The sequence below is a fragment of the Pseudomonas sp. NBRC 111127 genome (genome assembly GCF_001320345.1).
GTDB classification, from domain to species: domain Bacteria; phylum Pseudomonadota; class Gammaproteobacteria; order Pseudomonadales; family Pseudomonadaceae; genus Aquipseudomonas; species Aquipseudomonas juntendi.
In genome coordinates, this window is the sequence record NZ_BCBD01000088.1 from 1 (window position 1) to 22,579 (window position 22,579).

Here is a 22,579-nt window from a genome sequence, read left to right on the forward strand (position 1 = left end):
TCTATGGCTCCGACCTCTAGACTAATTTTTTCAATTTCCTTATGGTCGTTCTTTGCTTCTGACTCAAGGTCATTGCACTTCTTCTCACTTCCAGCATAGTCAAACTCTTGCACCTCAGCCGCAGCAAAGTGAAGCTCCAGTGCCACCTTGCTTTTTGAGGTCTCAGATTTGAAATTTGAAGTCTTATTGTTGTGCTTTCCAACGAGAGCAACAATCGATTTCAGGATGTCATTGAAATTGGTGACATCGTCTTCAACCACATCCGAGATCTGAATGTCTGTCTTCCCAGGGTCTGTGATCTTGGCCTTCAGGGCTTCCCGCCAGGCGTCGATTTGCTGGTCGATCTTTTCAGCAGCAGTTGCGTAGTCCTTTTGAAGCTTCTCTGCCTCGGCCGATAGTTCTTTATAAAACTCGGTCGATGCGGGAAACTGATTAGCTGGAGCGCCTTGAGATTCAATCCATGTCGCCGCGTTCTGAAGTCGGCTCTGAAACTCCGTGAACTCCTTGCTGAAGTGGGCAGCAAGCGCCTCGGCACGAAGCTGGGCGAACGGAGAGCCGCAGAACTCGCAGGATTGCGAGTCGTGGTTTTTATGGATTTCCAAGCCTGCTTGAACCCATTCGCGGATTTCCGGGTTATCGGTCAGCCGCTGGATTGCTTGATTGACCGCCGTAGTCCCAATCAAATCTCTGATGCGGCCCGCCGCTTTCTTAAAGTAGTCCGGCTCAATGGCCGTTGAGGCGAAAGCAATGCTTGGAAGCTGATCTGGCTTGGCGGCATTCGTAAGGTCGATAACCCTCTCATCTGGAAGAACCGACTCCGCCTTGATAATTGTCTCGCCGTTATTCTGTATGAAGTTGAAGAGCTTGCGGCGGTCGTAATTCAAGTAATAACTGTCGCTCGTATCAATCGCCTGAAGTCCAAGCTTCATTTTCTTGGCAGCATTGGTCAGGAACTTCTCTAATGCCTCACGCTGCTTCTTGATATCGCTTTGCTTGTCGTCGTGAGCCTTCTTTTTCGACTGAAGCTCGCTCTTCAGCTTCTCCAGCTTCTGCAAGTCATCAATCTTCTCTTTCGCAATAAGAAGGATGCTCTTTACGGATTTGTCCCAATCAATGTTCTCATGCACGAAGCGTTGATTGAAAACATGAATATTCAATTGGGATGAGTGGAGTGTGGATTCCGTGATCGTTGAGCCATCCTCCAGAACTACTGAAAATTGGCCCGTGCTGAAGCGGGGAACCATCGAGCGAAGCTCAAAGCAAGAGAATAGATTCGATAACGTTGACTTGCCTGTTCCATTCCAACCATAGACCAGGTTGTACCGGCCGAACTTTTGGATCTTCGTTCCATTGAAGTCGCTGAAGATTCCGAACTGTTTGAGGCGGTTGATGCAGACAATCATCTCTATATCTCCGTGTTCTTGCTTTCCCATCATTTGCTTGCGAAACAAATGGTAAACGAAGAGTCCTCTTGCGTCTCCGCTTCGCGGATCGCGCTGCTCCAGGTTCGCTAGTCGCTCATCCCTGGCGGGACTGGCTTCGCCAGCCTTCCGCATCGCTGACGCCTACGGCCCGGCTTCCAGCTTCGGGCCTGCGCGCTTCGCTTGCGTGCGGTCAGCACAAAGGGATGGCCGTTGCCTTGTCCAGCCGTCTCCCCTGACTTCATCACCTTACCCGCGACCGTAGCCCGCGACCGTGTGCCGTCAAGGCGCGCAGGGCCGTGTCCTCGGCTGCGCCTGCGGGCCGCACCAACCCTGCGCTTGGCTCCTTGACGGCCCCCGTCCGCGCGCTCCTTTGGGCGCGGGCGATGAACTCAGGAAAGACGGTGGCAACAGGGCCAACCGGGTTCCTCGTGCCGACCGCACCAAACAGCCGAAAGGCTGGGCTCCGAATCTAGAAATCCGGTGTGCGGTGTGAACAGCAAACCTCTTTTGTCAGGAGAAAGACCATGCAACTCGCATCCCGTTTCGCTTTCCGCTCCCCCTCGCTGCGCAGCGATTACCCGCTGTCCGACGACCAGATTCACCGCGTGGCCCCGTCCATCTTCGCGGATGCCCCGCACGAGAGCCGTTCGCAGCGGTACGCCTATATCCCCACCGCCGCCGTGCTGACCGAGCTTCGCAAAGAAGGCTTCCAGCCTTTCATGGTGACGCAAACCCGCGTGCGCGACGAAGGCAAGCGCGAGCACACCAAACACATGATTCGCTTGCGCCATGCCAGCCAGATCAACGGCGCGGAGGCCAACGAAATCGTGCTGCTGAACTCGCACGACGGCACCAGCAGCTATCAGATGCTGGCCGGAATGTTCCGGTTCGTGTGCAGCAATGGCCTTGTCTGCGGCAACACCGTGGCCGATGTGCGAGTGCCCCATAAAGGCGACGTGGCCGGTCTGGTCATTGAGGGGGCTTACGAAGTCTTGAGCGGTTTCGATCGGGTGAAGGAATCGCGCGATGCCATGCGCGGCATCACCTTGGACGATGGCGAATCCGAAGTGTTCGCCCGCGCCGCGCTCGCCCTCAAGTACGACGACCCCGACAAGCCCGCGCCCATCACGGAATCGCAAATCCTGATGCCGCGCCGCTTCGACGACCGCCGCCCCGACCTGTGGAGCGTGTTCAACCGCACCCAAGAAAACCTGACCCAAGGCGGGCTGCGTGGCCGCAGCGCCAACGGGCGCCGACAGCAAACCCGCCCGGTGCAGGGCATCGACCAAAACATCCGACTAAATCGCGCCCTCTGGCTGCTGGCCGATGGCATGCGCCAGTTGAAAGCCTGAATCCCCACGCGGCAGGGGCAGGCAGCAGCCCTTGTCGCTTTCTTCGCTGCTGCATCCCTGAACCGATAGGAGTTATCACCATGAACGCCGTTACCCAAACCGAAGCCCGCGCCATCAACACCGCCGCCGCTATCCCGCTGGAAGCCGCTGATCCGACCAAGAACCTGATTCTGGTTCCGCTGTCGCGGCTGGTGTCGCGTCCCACTGGCCGCAACGTGCGCAAGACCCCGCGCATGTCCATTCCCGAACTCGCCGCCAGCATCCAGCGTGTCGGCCTGCTGCAAAACCTCATCGTGATTGCCGCCGCCGATGGCGAGCATTACGAGGTCGTGGCCGGTGACCGTCGCCTCGCAGCGTTGAAGCTGCTGGCGAAAAAGCACCGCATTAGCAAGGAATGGGAGGTGCCTTGCCTGCTGGTGGCCGATGGCACCGCCCGCACGGCCAGCCTCACCGAGAACGTGCAGCGCGAAGCCATGCACCCCGCCGACCAGTTCGAGGCGTTCGCCGCGCTCGTGGCCGAAGGCCGCAGCATCGAGGACATTGCAGCGGATTTCAGCGTCACGCCGCTGGTGGTGCAGCGCCGTCTGAAACTCGCCAACGTGTCGCCGCGCCTGCTGGCCGACTACCGGGCCGAGGCCGTGAGCCTTGACCAGTTGATGGCCCTCGCCATCACCGACGACCATGCTGCGCAGGAAGCCGCGTTCTACGATGCGCCCACATGGCAGCGCGGCCCGCACAACCTGCGCGACCGCCTGACCGAACGCGAAATCGACGCCTACCGGCATCCGCTGGTGCGCTTTGTCGGGCTGGACGGCTACGAGCAGGAAGGCGGTGGCATCCGCCGCGACCTGTTCGCGGAGGGCGACAAAGGCGTGTATCTGACCGATGCCGCACTGCTGGAACGGCTGGCGCAGGACAAGCTGGCAGGTATCGCCGCCAAGGTGCAGGCCGAGGGCTGGGCGTGGGTGGATGCCACGCCGGGCATGACCCATGCCGATCTGCAAGCCTTCCAGCGTGCGCCAAGGGAACGCCGCAGTCCGAACAAGCGCGACGCGCAGCGCATCGAGAAGCTGCAAACCAAGCTGCACGAACTGGCCGAGGCGGTGGATGCCGCGCTGGACGACGAGGACGAGGAAAAGGCCGATGCCTTGCAGGAAGAAGGCGAACGCCTGGGCGAGCAGTTGCAGGCGCTGGAAGATGGCTTGCTGGACTATGCGGCCAACGTGAAGGCCGCAGCCGGTGCCATTGTCACCATCGACCGCGACGGGCAGGCCGCGATTCATCGCGGGCTGCTGCGCGAAGCGGAGGCCAAGGCACTGCGCACGCTGGAGCGGCTGCGGCAGGGTTTCGGCAGCGAAGGCGAAGCCGCGAACGAGGACGCAGGCGAGGACGACGAGCAGCCCAAGACCGCCGCCATGTCTGACCGACTGGCGCAGCGGTTGAGCGCGCACCGTACCGCTGCGCTGCAAATCGAAGTTGCACGGCATCCGCAAGCAGCGCTGGCCGCCGTGGTGCATGGCATGGTGCAGACCGTCTTGCAGGAAAGGCACTACGGGCACGACCTGCCGCTGGGTGTGCGCCTCACGGTGCAAGACCGGCTGGAAGGCATGGCCCCGGACTGGCCGGAATCACCCGCCGCCGTGGCGCTGCGCGAACTGCAACAGGTGGCAGGCGAAACCTTGCCGGAGGACAGCGCCGAACTGTTCGCCGCGCTGCTGGCGAAATCACAGGATGAACTGGTGCGGCTGTTGGCCGTGTGCTTAGCTTCCACGGTGGACGTGGTGACGCCTCGCGCCACGCCGCACCAGCCCGGCGCGGAACTGGCGCAGGCCGTGGGGCTGGATATGGCCGCGTGGTGGCAGCCCACCAATGAGGGTTACTTCCGGCATGTGCCGAAGGCCGCGATTCTGGAAGCCGTTGGCGGGTTCGCGCCCTCGCACGTCACCCGACTGGCGAAGTTGAAGAAGGGCGACATTGCCAGCGAAGCCGAACGGCTGGCCGCTGGCACCGGCTGGATGCCCGCCATCTTCCGCTCCGAAGGCCCGCAGCAGACCGGGCAGGACGCGCCGGCGGATGGCGAAGCCGAAGCACAGGAAGAAGTGGCCGCCGTGGCGGATGACCAGCCGCAGGCCGAGGCTTTGGCCGCGTGACTTCGCACCGTAGATAGCGCCCCGGTTCCGGCCGGGGCGCTTCATGTTGAGGATGCCTGCCATGACCCACCAACCCGCAAACCGCCCCCGCATAGCTGCGACCTATGCCTCCGGCACGGTGCGCGCCCGCCGCTGGCACGGCGACGGCGACGTGCGCGGCTACCGTCCGCCGCGTGGCTGGACGGCCCGCGCCGACCTGACCGATCTGCATCCCCTCACGGGCCGCGCCTTGCCGCGCGCCGTGTGGTGGATCATCGAAACCAAGGAATAACGAGCCGCACCGGCCCCAAGCCGTGCCGCCTTGGGGCCGGTGGTCGAAAACTCCGGGCGCGGCGGTGGCCGCGCCCGGTTTCACTGCTCAAAGCCAAAACGCCCCATCGCCGCCTTCGGACAGGCGGCGATGGGGCCACGCACAAGGGCGCTCGTGCGCGAAATCCACGAAGCCAGCAAGTGTGGCGGCGCATCGCGCCGCCAACGATTCGACCGAGCCCCGCCGCAATGGGCGGGGCTGGTGTGGCTACGCCCCGGCTTGCTGCGGCAGGTTGCACGAAAGCGTGCCGTCCCCGACGCTGGCGGTTCGTTGTCTGTACGTCACGAAAGACGGTTCACCGACACGCCGCCCAGCCTCGCTTCTATGGAGCTTCCACACCACGCCTCAGTATGTGGCCGTGAGCTGCGGCAGGGGCGCTCTGGCCTTGTCGTCGGGGCATTGACCTGGCCCGCGTCAGGGCGCAAGCCGGTGCAGCCGTCACGCGGGGATGCCGAGTTGGCCACGTCTCCATTCGGGAGCGGGCGGCCTGTGCGTCCTTGTCTTGTTGTGAATCCTGGCGGTGGCGCGGCTGCGCCTTGTGCTTGATGGCCGCAACCTTGCAGCGAAAACAATTTCCCCTGCGCTGCGCGCATTCCTCGCGGGACAAATTCTTTTCGCTTCCAGGTTCTCCACGTTGTTGCGACCGCTGTGCGGTGCGACCAGCCCATCCCCCGCCGGCCGGATCACAACAAGGACGCACTGGCGCGACCTTGTTCAACCCGAAAGGAGAAACATCATGGCTAACATCGGCACCTTCACCGCAGAGAAAGACGGCTTCACCGGCACGCTTCGCACCCTGACGCTCAACGTCAAGGTCAAGCTGGTTCCCAACGACAAGGGCGACACCGAGAACGCCCCCGACTTCCACCTGCAAGCGGCTGGCCACGAAGTCGGCGCAGCGTGGAAGAAGACCAGCGAGGCCGGGCGGGAATACCTGTCCGTATCCATCGACGACCCTTCGTTCCCGGCGACGGTCTATGCCCGCCTGATCGAGAACGAGGACGGCACGCACGACCTGATCTGGTCGCGCAACAAGCCGAAGGCGGCCTGACAGCCGCTTACCGCGTCCCGCCCACTGCGGCGGGGCGCGATGCTGCTGATCGCAGCACCGCACGCGCAGGATTTCTGCTGCTGCCGCGTGCTGGATACGCCCGTCACGGCGGGCCTGCATGCGTGCCTTGTGGCTCGCAATCCGTGTCAACGAGCGGTGTGTGGCGTGTCGGCGCTGTAAGCGCCGCCGGGCTTTCGGGCTTCGCCCCGTGCCGGCAAGCCGTCACGGCCATCCGGCTTCAATCCCTCACGCCTTCGCGCCTGCGGCGCTGCGCGCTCCGCTTGCTGCAATTCAGTACCACACGCCAACGCGCTAAGGCGTGTCGGGCTCTTCCAATATCGCCCTGAGTTCCTGGCGCACCTGTGCCAGCAATTCATCAGCTTCGCGGGTGCTGTCACCGGCATAAGCCAATGTGAGCAGCGTGAGCGGATGCACTTCCATGACCTCGCACAGATCGGCCAGCTTCTGGATGGTTGGGCTTTTCAGGTCGCGCTCCAGCGTGCTCATGTAGGTGCGACTGGACACGTTGGAGAACGCTTCCTGGCTCAAACCACGCGCCTTCCTTACCGTCCGAATCGCCGCTGCCAATGAGTTCTTCGCTGCCACCTATGGTTTCCCCAAAAAACCAAGATGACAGCCCATTGCGCCCTATAGGACTACAATCTATAGTGTTCATTTGGTGGTGATGTTTTCCTTTTCCGTGCTTTTACGGAGATCCGCATCTGCGGATTTCCTCAGACCCAGGGAACCGCATCCGTGTCTTTCCTGACTTCCACCAATACGCCTTCGTGCCTCTCCGCTTTTGCGGCTTCGTGCGCTTGCGCATACGTGCATCCGTCCGCAGGCACAGATGCGCCTCGGCGATTGCGTGTGTTCGTGGAAGGGGCGCGGCCTTGACCACGCTTGTCACCGAGGAAGACCGGGTGCACCTACTGGCCCACGGCCTCACCCGCGCCGCAGGCCAGGAATGTGACCCGCTGCCCGTGGTGCGCCTGTTCACACCGGACGCACATGCGACCTGGCTATTGGCCGCGCTCGATCCGACCGATGGCGATACGGCCTACGGCCTGATCGACCTCGGGATCGGGATGCCTGCCCTGGCGACGGTGAAGCTGTCCGATCTGGCGTCCATCGTCGGGCCGCTCAAGCAGCCCGTGATACGAGATCGGTATTTCCAGCCGACGCGGCCGCTGTCGGAATACGTTCGACTGGCTCAGGAAAACGGTTCGATCACCGATTGACGCATTCCAGCGCGACCAGGCAAAAAGTATCGCATTGTGACTATTTCGGTCTTAGCCAAGACCTGGCAAGTCTTGATCCGCATGCTTGCACCAGGGTGGTGCGCTCCTGACCAAAACAGTCATGATGCCAGGCGCGAGATTCGGCACGGTGTTCAATGCTGCACCCCATTTCCGGGCGGTGCAGTCGTCGCATTTAGACGATTTCGGCAATGCACTGGAGCGAATCTGTCTTGACACCAGCAGTTAAAGCGTAACCCGAGTTTGATGACCACTTGATGGCGATTCGATAGCTCCCGCACAGCGGAATTGTGGCGACGTTCCCAGAAACAGGGAGGTTTCGCCATGACTGACCGCAGCAGCCAACACTGGTATCCCACGGCCGCGTATCTCTACACGCTGCACCTCGATGGCCCAGCGCTGGCTTGGGAGTATTTGCGCAGGAATCCAAGCTACCGGCGCGACTGGCTACGCCGGCGTCGCAAGCCTGATGCGGCGCAGGCCTGGGGCCTGCGCCTGCTGGAAGATCCCGGCCTGGATGCGCGCGACGCACATCCTGCTTGGTTCCCCGATCACGATGCCGTGGTGCAGCTATACCCCGACGCCGACCCACCACCCGATGCGCATACCTTCGAGTTCTGGCGCATTCCTGGGCGCAAGCAACTGACCCACGACGGCAAGCGCCTGGTGCTCGTATCGCATTGGCCAGGCTGCTGCGTTCGGCTGGCACTCGCACCCGACCTGGAAGATGGTTCGGCCTATCTCTACGCCACACGCGCCTGCGCCACGCCCTGTGCGCGCTACCGCACGCTCGCTGCGAAGCTGGATGCGCTATCTGCCGCAACCGTGGCCACGCCTGTGGCAACAGCCCGCTCCCGCCCCACGCCCGCCGCGCTGCTGGAACTGCATACCTTGCAAGCGCTCGACGCGACCCTCGCGGGAGCCTCCTTGCGCGAGGTGGGCGAAGGTCTGTTCGGCGCGGATGCCGTCGCGGCCGACTGGCACAAAGACAGTGCATTGCGTGCCCGCGTACGGCGGCTGGTACGCCGCGGCGATGAGCTGATGCACGGCGGCTACCGCCGACTAGCGCAGCTTCCAATGTTCCCGTCGCATTAGGGGGGACGTTTCTCGACCCGTGCGAATCGTCCCTTAGCAAGAAGCCTTGCTTTCTTGAGAGTGCCTCTATCCGGCCGCGTGGTGTGGCCGGGCTTGATGGAGGTACATCCCATGCGACCTGCTCCCTCGCGGCCTGCCGCCGCTGCCGTCACTGCGACCTCGCAGCCTCAACGCTACCTGACAAACGACGAAGCCGCCGACTACCTGCGGCTGTCGCCGCGCACGCTGGAGAAGCAGCGGGTGATCGGCGGCGGCCCCAAGTTCCGCAAGTTCGGCCGCCGCGTCATGTACGCGGTGTCCGACCTCGATGCCTGGGCCGACCAGCGCAGCTACGAGGCCACGTCCGATCCCGAATACGCCGAGCGCCACGCGGGCGACTACCGTGATGGCCGCTGATCGTCGGCGCGTGGGTGGCCTTCGCCATGTCCAGCCCGCCAGGGCAAGCCTTGCCGCAGCGCGAACAGCTCGATCTGTTCCGCGCGCTGCCGGGCGACATGGCGCCACGCGATTCCCAGGACTTGATGGCCTTTCCGTTCTTCTCGCTTGCCAAGTCGCGGCGCACGGCGCCGATCGACTTCCGCAGCGGGAACGTCACCATTCGCGTGGAAGGCACGCAGGAGCACGGCATCGCAACGATATGGGATGCCGACGTGCTGATATGGGCCGCCTCGCAGATCGTGGAGGCGCGCGACGCGGGCCTGCGCCCGTCGCGCTGGATACGCGCCACGCCTTACGAGATTTTGCGCTTCATCGGGCGCGGCACGTCCCTCAACGACTACCAGCGCCTGAAGGCCGCCCTCGACCGGCTGCAATCGACCACGGTGGCCACGTCCATCCGCGAAACCACGGGAAGGCGCTTGCATCGCTTCTCGTGGATCAACGAGTGGAAGGAACTCGCCGACGCCAGCGGCACCCCGCTGGGCATCGAGCTGATCTTGCCGGACTGGTTCTATGCCGGCGTGCTCGACGCCGCCCTGGTGCTGACCATCGACCCGGCCTATTTCCGCTTGAAGGGCGGTATCGAACGCTGGCTGTACCGCCTGGTGCGCAAGCATGGCGGGCGGCAGGAGCACGGCTGGCAATTCGACTTCCGACACCTGTACCGCAAATCCGGCAGCGCGGCCCGCTTCTCGGACTTCGCCTACGACGTGCGCGCCCTGGTGGCGCGGCAGTCGTTGCCCGGCTACGTCCTCGGCATCGAGCGGATGCCGGACGACAACACCGAGCTGCTGACCTTCCGGCCCGTGCCGCACGCGGCACGGGGATAACTGCGGGAGAACCTGTGGACGGCCTCGTGCTATCAGGAGTACCGGGTATCGTGCTATCAGGAGTACGACCCTCGTGCTATCAGGAGTACGAAAACGCCGGAAAGCCAACAACGGCGCGGGTTTGCGTTCCCTCTAACTTACCTAACAAGAAATACATAACTTTTAGTAGAAGCGCGCCGTTTCGGTGGACAACCACGAAACGGCACGGCCAGGCCGGCTTTCCAGCTCGGAGGGCCGCGCCATGATCTTCGCGTTTCTCAACCAGAAAGGCGGCGTCGGCAAGACCACGCTCGCCACGCACATCGCCGGCGAACTGGCGATGCGCGGCCTGCATGTCATCCTGCTGGATGCCGACCCGCAGGGGTCATCGCTCGACTGGACGCAGCGGCGTAGCCAGCAGGGCCTGCCCCGTCTGTTCAGCGCCGTGGGCCTTGCCCGCGAAACGCTGCATCAGGAAGCGCCAGAACTCGCCAGGCGGGCCGATCACATCATCATCGACGGCCCGCCGCGCATCGCCGCCCTCGCGCGTTCCGCGCTGCTGGCGGCCGAGCGCGTGCTGATCCCCGTGCAGCCCAGCCCCTACGACGTATGGGCTTCTGCCGAGATGGTCGCACTGATCCGCGAAGCACAGGTGTTCCGGCCAGCGCTGCGCGCGGCCTTCGTCATCAACCGGCGCGTCAGCACCACCATCATCGGCAGGGAGGCACGGCAATCGCTGGCCGAACAGCCGCTGCCCGCGCTGCGCTCGGAGATCCACCAGCGCATCGTCTTTGCCGACAGCGTAGCCGCTGGCCGGCTCGCCCGCGAAACCGCGCCCGACAGCGCCGCTGCCCGCGAGATCGCCGCGCTCACCGACGAACTGCTGCGGTGGCCGACATGACTGGGAAGCCACCACCACGCAGCAAGCGCGTCGGCATCGGTGCGCGTCCCCCAGCGAATCCGCACGCCGAAGCGTGGATTCGCCAGGGCGACGCAGATGCCGTGCAGAAAGGCGACCTCTACACCGCTCGACTGACGCTCGACATCACGCCCGCCATGCGGGCGCGCATCAAGGTGTCGGCCTTCACGCGAGGCGTGACCGTAGCCGAACTGCTGCGCGACCTGCTGGAGCGGGAGTTTCCCCCGGAGGGCACGCCGTGAACGCATCCGCTTCGACCGCCCACACCCCCAAAGCAAGTGCGCCCACGGCTGCGCCGCCGCCGGCGCCTTCGACACTCGCCGGCCAGGCCGGCAACGTGCCGCTGACGCGCGTGGCGCTGGCCTACATCGAACCGCGCTTCAAGCTCTACCTGCGCTTCGGCGAACCGGCGCGCACGCTCCAGCTCGACCGCTGGCGGCGCTGCGCCGTGTTCCTGCCGAACGCGGTTCTGTGCCGCATCCGTTGGCAGGCCAACGACTACGGCACGATCCGCTGGCAGCTCATGGTGATGCAGACCGCCACGCCGCTGGACGCCGTGCAGCGCATCCCCGGCGTGCAGCCGGGCGCGCGTCTGCTGCTGCACGCCGAAGGCGATGCCAACGTGCGCGCCGTGCTGGAACGCATCGACGGCATCGAGGCGCTGGGCATCGCAGCCGCAGACACATCGCCCGCGTACTGGCGCACGCTCGCGAACCGGCTCGCAGCGCGCTCGGCGCTACCCACATACACCGCAGAACGGCACGCCGCCTGGCTGGCCGGGAGGGCATTGCCATGACCACGATTTCCACGACCGGCCCCGTGCCGCATCCTCGCTCGCGCCTGCGCGCTCGCCTCGTGCTGGCAGGCTTCGCCACCGTCGGCCTCGCTGCGCTGGCCTGGGCGGCGTTCGTGCAGCCCCTGCCGCGAATGGCCTACAACCCGTCCGACAGCGTGGCGGTCGGTTGGTATCGCATCGAACCGTTCGACCCGCGCACCGCCTCGCGGCCACGTCCGCTGTCCGTGGACAGCATCGTGCTGATGCCGCTGCCCGACAGGGCCGCCATGCTGGCTGCGCAGCGCGGCTACCTGCCGACCCGCGTTCCGCTGCTCAAACGTGTGGGCGCAGTCGCGCCACAACACGTTTGCATCGTCGCCGGCCAGGTTCGCATCGACGGCGTGCCGGTGGCCGCCGCCCTGCCTGCCGACCGGCTGGGCCGGCCGCTGCCATCCTTGCAGCTTTGCCGCCGTCTCCAACCGGGCGAACTGTTCCTGTTGAGCGCGACCAACCCGGCGTCGTTCGACAGCCGCTATTTCGGGCCGGTCAGCGCGTTCGCCGTGATCGGCGTTGCGCATCCGATCTGGCTGGAGACACGTCCATGATGGCCGCCGATTCGCTGCACTTTGCCGCGCCTCTCATCGTGCCATCGGGCATGTCGTTCTACTGTTCGTCGCCGTGTCGTCGCGCGTGCAGTGCGGGTGCATTCGCACCGCACTTCGCGCTGCCTTCGGCGCAGCCGCCCAACGTGCAGGCGTCTTGCCTCGAACGCGCCTGGCCTGCGGCCATTGGCGTGTTCGCCGGCGGGCTGGCTGCTCGTGCAGCAGCGCCGCCGGGCCGCCGATGCCCGGAGCGGGAGCGAGGGGCAAAGGCGGAAGGCAAGACAAAAGGGTTCGGCACTCTGCCGCCCGCAAAGCCAGTCTGCACGTGGGGGTGGCGCGGCACGGCGCGGCTTCGCCGCCGTGCCGCGTGGGGCGCGAGGCACGCGCCGATGCAGGCATGTCCGCGTGCTTCGCACGCTCGGACACGCCGGAGCTTGCAGGGAGCACAGCCATGACCGACCGCGGCGACCATGATTTCTGGGTGCGCCCTGGCGCGCCGAAGAACCGAGGCAAAGGCCAGGGCCAGAGCTTCGTTTCCAAGGTGCTCAAGCAGGCTGGCAAGGCCAGCGGCGGCAAGTCGGCGGTGCGCCGTCCTACCGCTGGCGGGAGCGGCCAGCACGCCGGCCAGCGGCCCGGCTCACGGCTTGGACGCGGCCATACGGCGGCGCGCTTCGCAGGCGCAAAGCTGACCCCTATGTCACGGCGCGTGACCATCAAGACGCTGCTGGTCAACCAGCGCAACGCCAGTCCGCAGTCGCTCGCCAAGCACCTGCGCTACATCGAGCGCGACGGTGCCGGCCGGAACGGCGAGCCGGGCCGTGCCTACGGGCCGCAGACCGACGAAGCCGACCTCGATGCCTTCAAGGAACGCTGCCAGGACGACCGACATCATTTCCGCTTCATCGTCTCACCTGAAGACAGTGCGGAGCTGGACGACCTGCGCACCTACACCCGGCACCTGATGAACCGGATGGAGGCCGACCTGGGGACGCGGCTGGATTGGGTGGCGGTCGATCACTGGAACACCGACAACCCGCACACGCACCTGATCGTGCGCGGACGCGACGATACCGGCAAAGACCTCATCATCGCGGGCGACTACATCGCCCACGGCTTCCGCCATCGCGCCGCCGAGCTGGCGACGGAATGGCTGGGGCCGCGCACCGAACTGGAGATCCAGCAGACCTTGCAGCGCGAGGTGGAGCAAGAGCGGTGGACGAGCCTCGACCGCACGTTGCAGCGCGAGGCCGGCGAGGATGGCCGGGTGCAGATCGAACGCTTCAACGAACCCCGGCTGCAACGCCAGCGCCTGCTGCTGATCGGCCGCCTGCAACACTTGCAGCGCCTGGGCCTGGCCGACGAGGTGCAGCCCGGCACCTGGGCCGTCCATGCGGACGCGGAGAAGACCTTGCGTGCCCTGGGCGAGCGTGGCGACATCATCCGAACGATGCAGCGGGCCATGAGCGGCAAGCCTCGCGAGCTGGCGGTGTTCGAGCCGGGCGACGACGGCCGCACTATCGTCGGTCGCGTGGCTGCTAAGGGTCTGGCCGACGAGCTGCACGACCGCGGCTATCTGGTCATCGACGGGTTGGACGGCAAAGCCCACTACGTCGCGTTGGACGCCCGCGACGAGCTGGCGAACTATCCCATCGGCGCGGTGGTGGAGGTACGCGGTTCCGCCGAGGTGCGGGCGGCCGACAAGAACATCGCCACGCTGGCGAGCAATGGCCTGTACCGCACCGATCACCACCTGGCGATCGAGCAAGGCCGAGCCAAGCCCGGCCGCGACCCGCAAGAGGCTGTGGCGGCCCATATCCGCCGGCTGGAAGCCCTACGGCGGGCCGGCATCGTGGAGCGCGTGGCCGAGGGGTTATGGAAGGTGCCGGACGACTTGGCCGAGCGTGGCCGCCAGTACGACGCGCAGCGGCTGGGCGGCGTGGCGGTCGAACTGAAATCGCATCTGCCGATTGAACGGCAGGCCCGCGTCATCGGCGCGACCTGGCTGGATCAGCAGTTGATCGGCGGCGGCAAGGGACTGGGCGACCTGGGCTTTGGCGGCGATGCTAGGCAAGCCTTGCAGCAGCGCGCCGACTTCCTCGAAGAACAGGGGCTGGCCCAGCGGCGCGGGCAGCGGCTGATTCTCTCCCGGAATCTGCTGGAAACGCTGCGCAATCGGGAGCTGGCGCAGGCCGCCCAGCACATTGCCGCCGATAGCGGATTGGAGCATCGGCACGTCACAGACGGGCAGCGCGTAGCCGGCATCTACCGGCGCTCGGTCATGCTCGCCAGCGGTCGCTATGCGCTGCTCGATGACGGCATGGGATTCAGTCTGGTGCCTTGGCGGCCGATAATCGAGCCACGACTGGGGCAGCAGATCGCCGCGACTGTACGCGGCGGCGGTGTGTCATGGGAGGTTGGACGGCAAAGAGGTCCTGGGATTGGATCGGGGCCGTAGGCTGTCGTACCGAGTTAAGGTGTCGAGCAGCGTTTTGGCCCTAGCTTCTGTGCTCCGTTAAGACGACTAGTCTGTGCTTATCGACGACGCTGTGGGTGCATGGTTGCTTGCCAATTCCGGTGCAACTCGCAAACGCGCTGCCCCGACCTGAACTGCCCATTCAACGATCTGCCCGGCCAATATATCCGTGGCGACACCGAACGCGCTCACCACATCGGCCTCTCGCTTGCTGCCTGTGGCTTGGATTGCTTCGAAGCGTCTACTGGCAATAGCAGTCCGTTTGGCCGGATCGACCAGTTGCACATCGAGCCGAACCGCGGCGATCGCTTCAGTGCCGCGGTATTCGAGCTGGAACGCCCGCAGCGTACTGCGCAACTCCATATCGGCGCTCATTGGGGTGCTATCGGTAATCACGGAAGTCGACCGCCCATCGCGCATGAAGGCTTCGACGATTCGGTCACGCAGCAGCACCGGTGCGGGGTCGGCCCAACGCACTCCTTGCCAAGCCGACAAGCGACCATCGGGCTGCGCAATGAACAGCCGCTCCGAATCCAGGACGCGACTACTCTCAGGGGCGTAGACGCGCAGCGCCCCGGGTCCCGGAACGGCGCGCGGCGTACTCTCCGCCTGGGCGATGTGATAGTCGGGCAATTTGTAGGTGACCATTGGAGCTGCTTTGGGAAGCACACTGCACGCGGACAAGCCGAGTACTAGCGTCATAGTCACGGCAGCGACGGGAATCATCCTGGCGGAAGTGTTCACGGCTTGGTTTCCTCAATGTTCTCTCCACCGAGCAGGTATTGCGCCGGATTGCGATCCAGTCGGCGCAGCACGGTGTTTAGATTGGCCAGCGCCTGCTGGAGTTCGTGCATGGCAGGACCTGTGGCGGCCAAGCCCTGGTTCAGCGATTCCTGATTGTTTTGCAGTAGCGTCTCAACCCTGAAAGCGGCGCGTTCGAGGGATGCCGTTGCATCACGCGTGTTCACCATGATTTGCTTACCATCGTTATTTAGTAGCAGGTTGGCATCGCGAAGAGTGCTATTTGCTTGGCGCACGGCAGCTGTCGATTCTCTGCTTGCTTCGGTCAGATTGCTGATTAACGTCGCGATCTCGGCCCTCTGGTCAGCGACCGCGCCCGTGGTCTGTTCAAGATTCACCAGACTGCGGTGCACAAGAGCCAAATTCTCCTTCGACAGTAACTCCTGCGTGCGCAGCAAGATGCCGTTGAGTGTCGTCATGCTGTTCCCCTCACCGGAGACCAGGGATGCCATCGCCGAACGTGGTGCGAGGATCAACGGTTCCTCGTCCTCTCTCCGATCCAGCAATGGCACGTTTGGCCCACCGTCGCTCAACTCGATCACCGCGTTGCCGGTAATTCCCGTGATGACCAATTCAGCGCGGGTATCCTGCCGGACCGGGATGGTGGCATTGATGCGTACGCGCGCTATCGCCCGCCTTGGGTCTCGCGGTGAAAGAGAAAGTGCAACGACTTCGCCAATCGTGATTCCGCTGTACTGAACCTGGCTGCCGGGCGTAAGCCCGGTCACTGGCTCATCGAACATAATCCGGTAATACTGGTAATCGTGGTCGGAACGTGTGTCGCTGAGCCAAAGCGCGAAGCCAATACCAATCGCACCGAGCAGCACGACGAACAGACCAATGAATACATGATGGGCACGTGGTTCCATGATCAGACCACCTCGTTCTCAGAGTTTAAATATTGCGTGCGCCCAGCCCAATGCGTGCGCGACGGAAGAATGATGCAGATGCGGAGGGGTTTCATGGCTGCGTCTCTTGGCTGGAAGCACCAGTGGCCTGTGCGGCCGCACGGCCACGGGGGCCGTGAAAGTATTCCTGTATCCACGGGTGCTTGAAGCGCTCGACTGCCTCGATGCCGTCGTTGATGAGTACCTTCTGGTTCGCCAGGACCGCGACACGGTCGCATATGGTGTACAGCGTATCGAGGTCGTGGGTTACCAGAAACACCGTGAGGCCCAGTGCATTGCGCAGGGTCAGAATCAATTGGTCGAAAGATGCAGCCCCGATTGGATCCAGTCCTGCGGTGGGTTCGTCAAGAAACAGGATGTTCGCATCAAGCGCCAAGGCTCTCGCCAGTGCTGCTCGTTTCACCATGCCTCCGGACAACGAGGCCGGATACTTGTCTCCCGCTCCGGCAGGCAACCCCACCAAGCCCAGCTTGCTTCTTGCCAAACGCTCGGCAAGAGGCCGCGCCAGACCGACATGCTCGATCAAAGGAAGAGCGACGTTCTCCAAGACGGTCAGCGATGAATACAACGCGCCCTTCTGGAACAGAATGCCGAACCTTCGCTCCATACGCGCGCGCGCAAGCCATTGGGCTCGCAGTAGGTCGCGCCCCCCGATACGGACCACGCCCGAATGCGGCTTCTGCAGCCCGACGACGCTACGCAAGAGCACGGATTTCCCGGTGCCTGACCCTCCCACCACGCCAAGGATTTCCCCGCGCCGCACGTCCAGGTCTAGGTCCTGATGGACCTGCTGGGTTCCAAACCTGTTGTCCAGGCCGCGCACTTCAATAGCGTGTCGCACACCGTTGTCGGTGTCTTGCTTCACCGCGCTCACCAGCCCATCTCCATGAAGAACAGTGCAGCGATGGCGTCTATCAGGATCACCATGAAGATTGATTGCACGACACTAGACGTCGTGTGGTCGCCTACCGACTCAGCGCTACCGGCGACCTTGAACCCTTCATGGCAGCCGATAGCGGCGATCATCACCGCGAAGAGCGGGGACTTGCTCATTCCGACAAGAAAATGGCGCACCTCGATTTTTTCCTGCACGATGGCAAGGAACTGTGCGGGAGGAATTTCCAAGCTCAGTGCGCATACGGTGGCGCCGCCCGCAATGCCAGCCAAGATGCCTACTAAGGTGAGCAGTGGCAAGGACACAAGAAGCGCCAGCACGCGTGGCAGCACCAGTAACTCGATGGGGTCGAGCGCGTTGGAGCGAAGCGCATCGATCTCTTCATTTGCCTTCATCGAACCGATTTGGGCGGTGTACGCGCTTGCGGTACGGCCTGCAATCAATATGGCCGGGAGCAGCACTCCGAACTCGCGCATGAACGAGAAGGCGACCAGATGCACCGAGAAGATGCTCGCACCGAAGTTGGCCAGCACCGTTGCTCCCAGGAACGCCACCACCATTCCTACCATGAAGCTCAGTAGCGCCACGATGGGAATGGCGTCCACCGCTGATCGCTGGATTTGAGCGATCACCGAGGTCGCGCGCCAGCGACGCGGGTGACGAACGGTACGGCTCCATGTTTCGATGATCTGGCCCACGAACCCGGCCAGACCAAGACACGCACGACAGCCCTGTTCCAAGGTCAGGCCTATGCGTCCCAGACCGCGGAGCAGAGGATTCCCGCTCACCGCTGCTTTCTCCGTCTTCTGCTGATCGGTAGCAGCGGCGGCCAGCGCTCTCATTAGGGCGAGGCGATCCGAGGACAGATTTGGAGCTGCCTCCGGCCGGTCGAGTATCGAGTCTGGCCCGAGAATTTCCACCAGCAGAGCCGCGCCGGCGGTGTCCAGTCTCTGGACTTGCGTCCAGTCGAGTAAGGGAGTGGCGTACCCCTCGGCATGACTGATGCGGGCGGCGGACACGGATTTTGCCAGACTGGCGTAGTGCTCTATCGTCCAGTCGCCACCCGCCAGCCATTTGTGATCACCGCCGACCATGGCATCCTGCCGGAGCCAAGCCTGTGAAGCGTTGCTCATGGCTGCGTGTCCCGCCAAGCGCTGTCGATGCGCTCGATGCAGTTCGTGATCGCCGCTTTGGCATGACCCAGCAATGTGTACGAACCGGCGAACTCTTTAATGACGTTGCCGCGCTCGAAGCAACTGGCGGCAGCAACCCGGCGTCCCGTCCTTAAATCGACTGCTTCGAACTCTAGGCTGGCACCACCCGTCGTCACGGGTCCAACCAGCAGGGTCGTCATTGCATTGACTGCCCGATTCGGTGTCTGCAGTTCGGTGACCGCTACACGCACCCGAACCTGTCCCGCGCCACCTGGGGGGGCGGGACTTTTGCCTTCCTGGCGTTTCAGTTCGCTCGTCACATGGTCTAGCACTTCGCGCTGCTGCGCGTCATCGAGCCCATCGATGCGACCCGAGGCGGTCTTGATCTGCGCTTCTTCCACCACGACAGCGGCATAACGCTTGGGCTCGAATCCCGCTGCGCGGTACATCAGTACGTTCTCGTATCGTGTCGGCGATAACTTCTCGTAGTCGCCGAGAAATCCGGAGCGCGTCATGCTGTTGGTCGCGCATCCAGAGAGCGCGCCTGCTACGCAAAAAAAGATGCCGCCGCGGATCAATGCAGTTTTGCTCTTCATAATGGGTCTCCTTGATCAAACGAAACTAAGACAGGCAATGCCTGCTGCGATGAGGGCGGTGCCAGACCAGCGCGTTACCGATGCGACATCGCCTAGTAGGAGGGCGCCGACGCCCAAGTTTCCAAGTAGCCCGATTCCTGCCCAGGCTGCAGAGGCCGCGCTGATCGGAATCCGCTTGAGCGCGAACCACAAAAGTGCGCCGCTGGCCGCCATGCACGTCACTGCCACACAGAGGCCGACCCAGCGCATCGGACCGCCCGCCGTGATGGCCCGCAGGCCCAGTGGATAGCCCGCTCCTAGAACCCCTGCGGCAATGACAATCGACCAGGATTTCCAGATCAGCGGATGGGTGCTGAATCGCATAAGCCTAGCGAGACATACGCATGAAGCGTGGGTGCATACGAATTCTGAGAATGCGCAGCACGCGGCGGCTCGCAAGAGACTCATGAGCGATCTCCATGCGCGGTGGCGACACTCAGGTTCCACGGCCCAATTCGCTTGATTCCAAACAGGACTTCGTAAAGCAGCGGAATCAAGCCCAACGTCACCAGCGTTCCGAGTGCCAGCCCACCGATCATCGCGATCGCCATCCCTTTCCATAATGGTCCGGAGAAGAGCATGAGTGGCACCAGTCCCGAAATGCAGGTGACCTTGGTCATCACGATTGGACGAAGCCGTTGTATCGCGGCCCCAACCAAGGCTTCATGGCGTGGCAGGCCTTCCGCTAGCCCCTGGTCGATGCGTTCCAGCAAGAGCACGGCGTTGTTGACAATGATCCCGAACAGGGCCAGTACGCCGAAGGTCGCCATGAAGCTGAAAGGTGTGCCGGTCAGCTTCAGAGCCAATACCACGCCGATAAGCGTGAAAGGGATCGTCGCGAGGATCACACCGAGCTTGCGGAAAGAATTGAACTGCCATACGAACAGCATCAGCATCGCCAGAAATGCGAGGGGCATGTAGGTCGACAGCGCGGCGTTCGATTCGGCGGCTTCCTCGATCTCGCCGCCAAGTTCAACCGAGTAGCCCGCGGGCAGGTCCAGGGCAGCGACGCTAGGCGCCAGGCGGTTGATGATCTCCTGGGCGGTGTAAGAGGTGTTCTGTCCTTGCACGGTGATCGTGCGGATGAGATTGCGCCGTTGGATGACCGAGGGCTCGCTCGCGAGCGATACGTCTGCGACCTGAGCCAGCGTCACCGCTGGACCGCCGTTGGTGGGATAGATGAGCGTCGCGCCTACGTCTGCCGTGCTGCGACGCTCGCTTACGATACTGCGCAGGACGATCGGGACGGAGGTGTCACCGTCGCGAATAACCGAGATCGATCTGCCGCTGTAGCGGACATCCAGCCCGCCAGCGATGTCTTCAGTCGTCACGCCCGCCCGACGCGCGCGGTCCTGGTCGACCCGTACGTCGATGCGGCCAACGCGCGTATCCCAATCGTTCTTGACGTTGATGGTGCCGGGCAGCTTGCGCAGCGCTGCTTCGATTTTGGACGCGGCCCCCAACAATACCTCCTCATCCGGACCGCTGACGCGATAAATGGCAGTCCCTGACTCGGTCGCACCGAGCGAGAAACGCTTGGGCTCGGCGCGCACGTCGCCATGTGCTTGCGCAAAGTAGCTGCGGGTGCGGGCGAGGACGGCGTCGATGTCGCTCTTCGGCTTCAATGTGACAACGAAGTACGCGATGTTCGATGCCGGCAGTGGTGGATTCAGGCTAAGGATGAAGCGCGGGCCACCATCGGCGACGTAGCCGATGTGATCGGAGACTTCTGGATTGATGTTCGTGTCGCCCAGCCAACCACTGATCTGCTTCACGCGGGCGAGCGTTTCGCGCGAGTCGGTACCGGGGGCGAGCTGCACCGGAATCTGGAACTGAAGCCGGTCGGACTTGGGCATGAAATCGTACGGCAGGGTGGTGAAGCCATACAGCGCAATGGCAAGCGCCGCGATCATCGACGCTACATAGACCGCCTTATGGTGGAGCACCCACTCCAGTACGCGCCGGTAGCCACGGTAGAAGCGGGTGTCATAGGCGTCGCCCTGCTCCTGCTTGTGATGGGGTTTGGCGAAGTGGTAGCACAATAGGGGCGTGACAGTCAGGCACAGCAGCCACGAAGCGAACAACGTCAGTGCCAGCACGACCACGAGATTGTGCAGATACTCGCTCGTGGCGTTCTGGCCAAAAAAGAACGGCGAGAACACGATCACGATCACGAGCGAGGACGTGAGCAGCGGAATGGCGAGCGTGCGGCCCGCCTCGAGGCAGGCATGCTTACGATCTTCGCCACCGGCCAGGCGGCGTTCGATGTCTTCGGCAATCACAATGCCGTTGTCCACCAACAAGCCGAGCGCAATGATGATGGCGCCCATCGAGACGTTCTGAAGCTCGATGTTCATCGCGCGCATGACGATGAGTGCACTGAGGATCGTCAACGGCACGATCATGCCCACGATGATCCCGGTGCGCCAACCGAGAAATAGCACGACGACACCGAGGACGACGATGATCGTCTCCATCATGACGTGGTTCATTTTGCCCATCTCGTGCTTGACGACATCGGCCTGGAAAGTGACGTATGACAGATCGAAACCCGCCGGCAGCAGCTTCTCCTGGTCTGCAACCCGTGCTTTGAGCGCTTTTCCGAACTGCTCCACGTTCTGACCGGAGGCCATCGAAACCGCCATGACGACAGCGGGCTGGCCTTTGTAGATGGCAGCAGATTCCGGCGGATCGGCTGGCCGCACACTCACCTGCGCCAGTTCACCCAATGCGATCGTCGGCACGGGCGCCGTACTACTTTGCGGTCGTGGCAGCGCGATCGGCATTGCTCGCAGGGAGGGAGCGTCACGCACTTCGCCACTGACCGCCAAGGTTGCATTGATGCCGCCGACAACAATTTGTCCACCCGAAGCGACGACGTTCTGTTTGACGAGTTGGTCGATCACCCCCTGTGGTGTCAGCTCCAATCGCGCGAGCCTAGGCCGATCGAATTCGAGATAGACGCGCTCTTCCTGCAGGCCGTAGAAAGTGATGCGCTCAATACCAGGCACGGTGTACAGGCGGTCGCGCATCTGCTTGAGCGCGACGCGCATCTCGCTCATGGAGTAACCTGGTGCAGTGACCGCAATCGAGGCAACCGCGACGCGGCCGAAGTCTTCGTCGACGAAAGGCCCCATCGTGCTCTGTGGTAAGGCATCCTTCGAATCGGCGACCTTGGCCCGGACGCGCTGCCAGATCGGTGCCAAGTCGGTGTAGCGGTCCCAGATCGTGACCTGGATCATGGCGCTGCCTGCGCGCACGGTGCTCGTCACGCGCTTGACCTCTGCCAGTTCGCGCAAGCGCTCCTCGATCGGCCGGGCAATGAGTTGCTCAACGCGTTCGGCGGGCAGCCCCGGGTTCAACGCCGTGACCATCGCATCGCGGACCGTGACAGTCGGCTCCTCCTGAGAAGGAAAATTCAGGAAGGTCGCGATGCCGGCGACGAAAATGATGAGCGCTACAAAGTAGGTAAGTCGACTGGCGCGCAGCGCCATCTCGGTGATCTTCATGATGAAGTAACCTGGTGGAT

Annotated in this window: 22 protein-coding genes; 13 read left to right on the forward strand and 9 right to left on the reverse strand. The window is 63.3% G+C overall.

Annotated features, from left to right (window positions below; translation table 11 throughout):
• Positions 1–1,556, reverse strand: a 1,556-nt coding sequence (locus tag APH30_RS16520; protein ID WP_256222051.1) for an AAA family ATPase, incomplete at its 3' end; no start/stop codon positions are given.
• 392 nt (positions 1,557–1,948) lie between these two features.
• On the opposite strand from APH30_RS16520, the gene APH30_RS16525 reads away from it, so the two are divergent.
• From APH30_RS16525 to APH30_RS16540, 4 genes are all read left to right on the forward strand, one after another.
• Complete coding sequence (locus APH30_RS16525) at positions 1,949–2,776, forward strand: DUF932 domain-containing protein (RefSeq protein ID WP_003092327.1); 828 nt, start codon at positions 1,949–1,951, stop codon at positions 2,774–2,776.
• Between the two features lie 80 nt (positions 2,777–2,856).
• Positions 2,857–4,926 (forward strand): ParB/RepB/Spo0J family partition protein, encoded by a 2,070-nt coding sequence (locus APH30_RS16530; protein ID WP_000994919.1) that lies wholly within the window; start codon positions 2,857–2,859, stop codon positions 4,924–4,926.
• A gap of 61 nt (positions 4,927–4,987) precedes the next feature.
• Positions 4,988–5,197, forward strand: a complete 210-nt coding sequence (locus APH30_RS16535) for a hypothetical protein (protein WP_022580212.1) — start codon at positions 4,988–4,990, stop codon at positions 5,195–5,197.
• 775 nt (positions 5,198–5,972) lie between these two features.
• Entirely contained in the window at positions 5,973–6,287 is a 315-nt protein-coding gene (locus tag APH30_RS16540) for a DUF736 domain-containing protein (RefSeq protein ID WP_001273857.1), read from the forward strand.
• A gap of 312 nt (positions 6,288–6,599) precedes the next feature.
• Here the strand turns inward: APH30_RS16540 and APH30_RS16545 are convergent, their stop codons facing one another.
• Positions 6,600–6,893 (reverse strand): helix-turn-helix domain-containing protein, encoded by a 294-nt coding sequence (locus APH30_RS16545; protein WP_006379425.1) that lies wholly within the window; start codon positions 6,891–6,893, stop codon positions 6,600–6,602.
• 287 nt (positions 6,894–7,180) lie between these two features.
• On the opposite strand from APH30_RS16545, the gene APH30_RS16550 reads away from it, so the two are divergent.
• From APH30_RS16550 to APH30_RS16590, 9 genes are all read left to right on the forward strand, one after another.
• Positions 7,181–7,528, forward strand: coding sequence for a DUF2958 domain-containing protein (locus tag APH30_RS16550; RefSeq protein WP_016487838.1), 348 nt, complete (start codon positions 7,181–7,183; stop codon positions 7,526–7,528).
• A 342-nt stretch (positions 7,529–7,870) separates the two neighbouring features.
• Entirely contained in the window at positions 7,871–8,641 is a 771-nt protein-coding gene (locus APH30_RS16555) for a DUF2285 domain-containing protein (RefSeq protein ID WP_003092318.1), read from the forward strand.
• Between the two features lie 111 nt (positions 8,642–8,752).
• Positions 8,753–9,037, forward strand: a complete 285-nt coding sequence (locus APH30_RS16560) for an AlpA family transcriptional regulator (RefSeq protein ID WP_001247107.1) — start codon at positions 8,753–8,755, stop codon at positions 9,035–9,037.
• Positions 9,038–9,063: 26 nt separating this feature from the next.
• Positions 9,064–9,909 carry a replication initiator protein A gene (locus APH30_RS16565; RefSeq protein WP_022652188.1) on the forward strand — a complete coding sequence of 282 codons (846 nt, stop codon included), beginning with the start codon at positions 9,064–9,066 and terminating at the stop codon, positions 9,907–9,909.
• Between the two features lie 241 nt (positions 9,910–10,150).
• Positions 10,151–10,789 (forward strand): ParA family partition ATPase, encoded by a 639-nt coding sequence (gene parA / locus APH30_RS16570; RefSeq protein ID WP_003092312.1) that lies wholly within the window; start codon positions 10,151–10,153, stop codon positions 10,787–10,789.
• The gene (locus APH30_RS16575; protein WP_000147048.1) at positions 10,786–11,049 is read left to right on the forward strand and encodes a hypothetical protein; all 264 of its coding nucleotides are present in this window, start codon (positions 10,786–10,788) and stop codon (positions 11,047–11,049) included. The genes parA and APH30_RS16575 overlap by 4 nt, the downstream gene beginning before the upstream one ends.
• The gene (locus APH30_RS16580; RefSeq protein ID WP_023093372.1) at positions 11,046–11,603 is read left to right on the forward strand and encodes a DUF2840 domain-containing protein; all 558 of its coding nucleotides are present in this window, start codon (positions 11,046–11,048) and stop codon (positions 11,601–11,603) included. Before APH30_RS16575 ends, APH30_RS16580 begins: the two co-directional genes overlap by 4 nt.
• Positions 11,600–12,187, forward strand: a complete 588-nt coding sequence (locus APH30_RS16585) for a S26 family signal peptidase (RefSeq protein ID WP_003092304.1) — start codon at positions 11,600–11,602, stop codon at positions 12,185–12,187. The genes APH30_RS16580 and APH30_RS16585 overlap by 4 nt, the downstream gene beginning before the upstream one ends.
• A gap of 448 nt (positions 12,188–12,635) precedes the next feature.
• On the forward strand, positions 12,636–14,639 hold the full coding sequence (locus APH30_RS16590; RefSeq protein WP_000132148.1) for a relaxase/mobilization nuclease and DUF3363 domain-containing protein: 2,004 nt from the start codon (positions 12,636–12,638) through the stop codon (positions 14,637–14,639).
• 66 nt (positions 14,640–14,705) lie between these two features.
• On the opposite strand, the gene APH30_RS16595 is transcribed toward APH30_RS16590, so the two are convergent.
• The 7 genes from APH30_RS16595 to APH30_RS16625 form a co-directional block, all read right to left on the reverse strand.
• The gene (locus tag APH30_RS16595; protein WP_003124411.1) at positions 14,706–15,305 is read right to left on the reverse strand and encodes an ABC-type transport auxiliary lipoprotein family protein; all 600 of its coding nucleotides are present in this window, start codon (positions 15,303–15,305) and stop codon (positions 14,706–14,708) included.
• Positions 15,306–15,397: 92 nt separating this feature from the next.
• Positions 15,398–16,327: an MlaD family protein gene (locus APH30_RS16600; protein WP_000433686.1), complete on the reverse strand. Its 930-nt coding sequence runs from the start codon at positions 16,325–16,327 to the stop codon at positions 15,398–15,400.
• A gap of 91 nt (positions 16,328–16,418) precedes the next feature.
• Positions 16,419–17,231, reverse strand: coding sequence for an ABC transporter ATP-binding protein (locus APH30_RS16605; RefSeq protein ID WP_024944155.1), 813 nt, complete (start codon positions 17,229–17,231; stop codon positions 16,419–16,421).
• Positions 17,232–17,236: 5 nt separating this feature from the next.
• Positions 17,237–18,394 carry an ABC transporter permease gene (locus APH30_RS16610; protein WP_000063629.1) on the reverse strand — a complete coding sequence of 386 codons (1,158 nt, stop codon included), beginning with the start codon at positions 18,392–18,394 and terminating at the stop codon, positions 17,237–17,239.
• The gene (locus APH30_RS16615) at positions 18,391–19,011 is read right to left on the reverse strand and encodes a DUF3313 family protein (protein ID WP_000837791.1); all 621 of its coding nucleotides are present in this window, start codon (positions 19,009–19,011) and stop codon (positions 18,391–18,393) included. The genes APH30_RS16610 and APH30_RS16615 overlap by 4 nt, the downstream gene beginning before the upstream one ends.
• Positions 19,012–19,026: 15 nt before the next feature.
• On the reverse strand, positions 19,027–19,374 hold the full coding sequence (locus tag APH30_RS16620; protein ID WP_038421338.1) for a multidrug efflux SMR transporter: 348 nt from the start codon (positions 19,372–19,374) through the stop codon (positions 19,027–19,029).
• Between the two features lie 80 nt (positions 19,375–19,454).
• Entirely contained in the window at positions 19,455–22,559 is a 3,105-nt protein-coding gene (locus APH30_RS16625; RefSeq protein ID WP_003092293.1) for an efflux RND transporter permease subunit, read from the reverse strand.
• Positions 22,560–22,579: the final 20 nt, after the last annotated feature.

Excerpts from the sequence above, each read along its gene's own strand:
- APH30_RS16525 (WP_003092327.1), top strand. The coding sequence starts at position 1,949 with ATGCAACTCGCATCCCGTTTCGCTTTCCGCTCCCCCTCGCTGCGCAGC.
- APH30_RS16530 (WP_000994919.1), top strand. The coding sequence starts at position 2,857 with ATGAACGCCGTTACCCAAACCGAAGCCCGCGCCATCAACACCGCCGCC.
- APH30_RS16535 (WP_022580212.1), top strand. The coding sequence starts at position 4,988 with ATGACCCACCAACCCGCAAACCGCCCCCGCATAGCTGCGACCTATGCC.
- APH30_RS16540 (WP_001273857.1), top strand. The coding sequence starts at position 5,973 with ATGGCTAACATCGGCACCTTCACCGCAGAGAAAGACGGCTTCACCGGC.
- APH30_RS16555 (WP_003092318.1), top strand. The coding sequence starts at position 7,871 with ATGACTGACCGCAGCAGCCAACACTGGTATCCCACGGCCGCGTATCTC.
- APH30_RS16560 (WP_001247107.1), top strand. The coding sequence starts at position 8,753 with ATGCGACCTGCTCCCTCGCGGCCTGCCGCCGCTGCCGTCACTGCGACC.
- APH30_RS16565 (WP_022652188.1), top strand. The coding sequence starts at position 9,064 with ATGTCCAGCCCGCCAGGGCAAGCCTTGCCGCAGCGCGAACAGCTCGAT.
- parA (WP_003092312.1), top strand. The coding sequence starts at position 10,151 with ATGATCTTCGCGTTTCTCAACCAGAAAGGCGGCGTCGGCAAGACCACG.
- APH30_RS16575 (WP_000147048.1), top strand. The coding sequence starts at position 10,786 with ATGACTGGGAAGCCACCACCACGCAGCAAGCGCGTCGGCATCGGTGCG.
- APH30_RS16585 (WP_003092304.1), top strand. The coding sequence starts at position 11,600 with ATGACCACGATTTCCACGACCGGCCCCGTGCCGCATCCTCGCTCGCGC.
- APH30_RS16590 (WP_000132148.1), top strand. The coding sequence starts at position 12,636 with ATGACCGACCGCGGCGACCATGATTTCTGGGTGCGCCCTGGCGCGCCG.
- APH30_RS16595 (WP_003124411.1), bottom strand. The coding sequence starts at position 15,305 with ATGGTCACCTACAAATTGCCCGACTATCACATCGCCCAGGCGGAGAGT.
- APH30_RS16600 (WP_000433686.1), bottom strand. The coding sequence starts at position 16,327 with ATGGAACCACGTGCCCATCATGTATTCATTGGTCTGTTCGTCGTGCTG.
- APH30_RS16610 (WP_000063629.1), bottom strand. The coding sequence starts at position 18,394 with ATGAGCAACGCTTCACAGGCTTGGCTCCGGCAGGATGCCATGGTCGGC.
- APH30_RS16615 (WP_000837791.1), bottom strand. The coding sequence starts at position 19,011 with ATGAAGAGCAAAACTGCATTGATCCGCGGCGGCATCTTTTTTTGCGTA.
- APH30_RS16620 (WP_038421338.1), bottom strand. The coding sequence starts at position 19,374 with ATGCGATTCAGCACCCATCCGCTGATCTGGAAATCCTGGTCGATTGTC.
- APH30_RS16625 (WP_003092293.1), bottom strand. The coding sequence starts at position 22,559 with ATGAAGATCACCGAGATGGCGCTGCGCGCCAGTCGACTTACCTACTTT.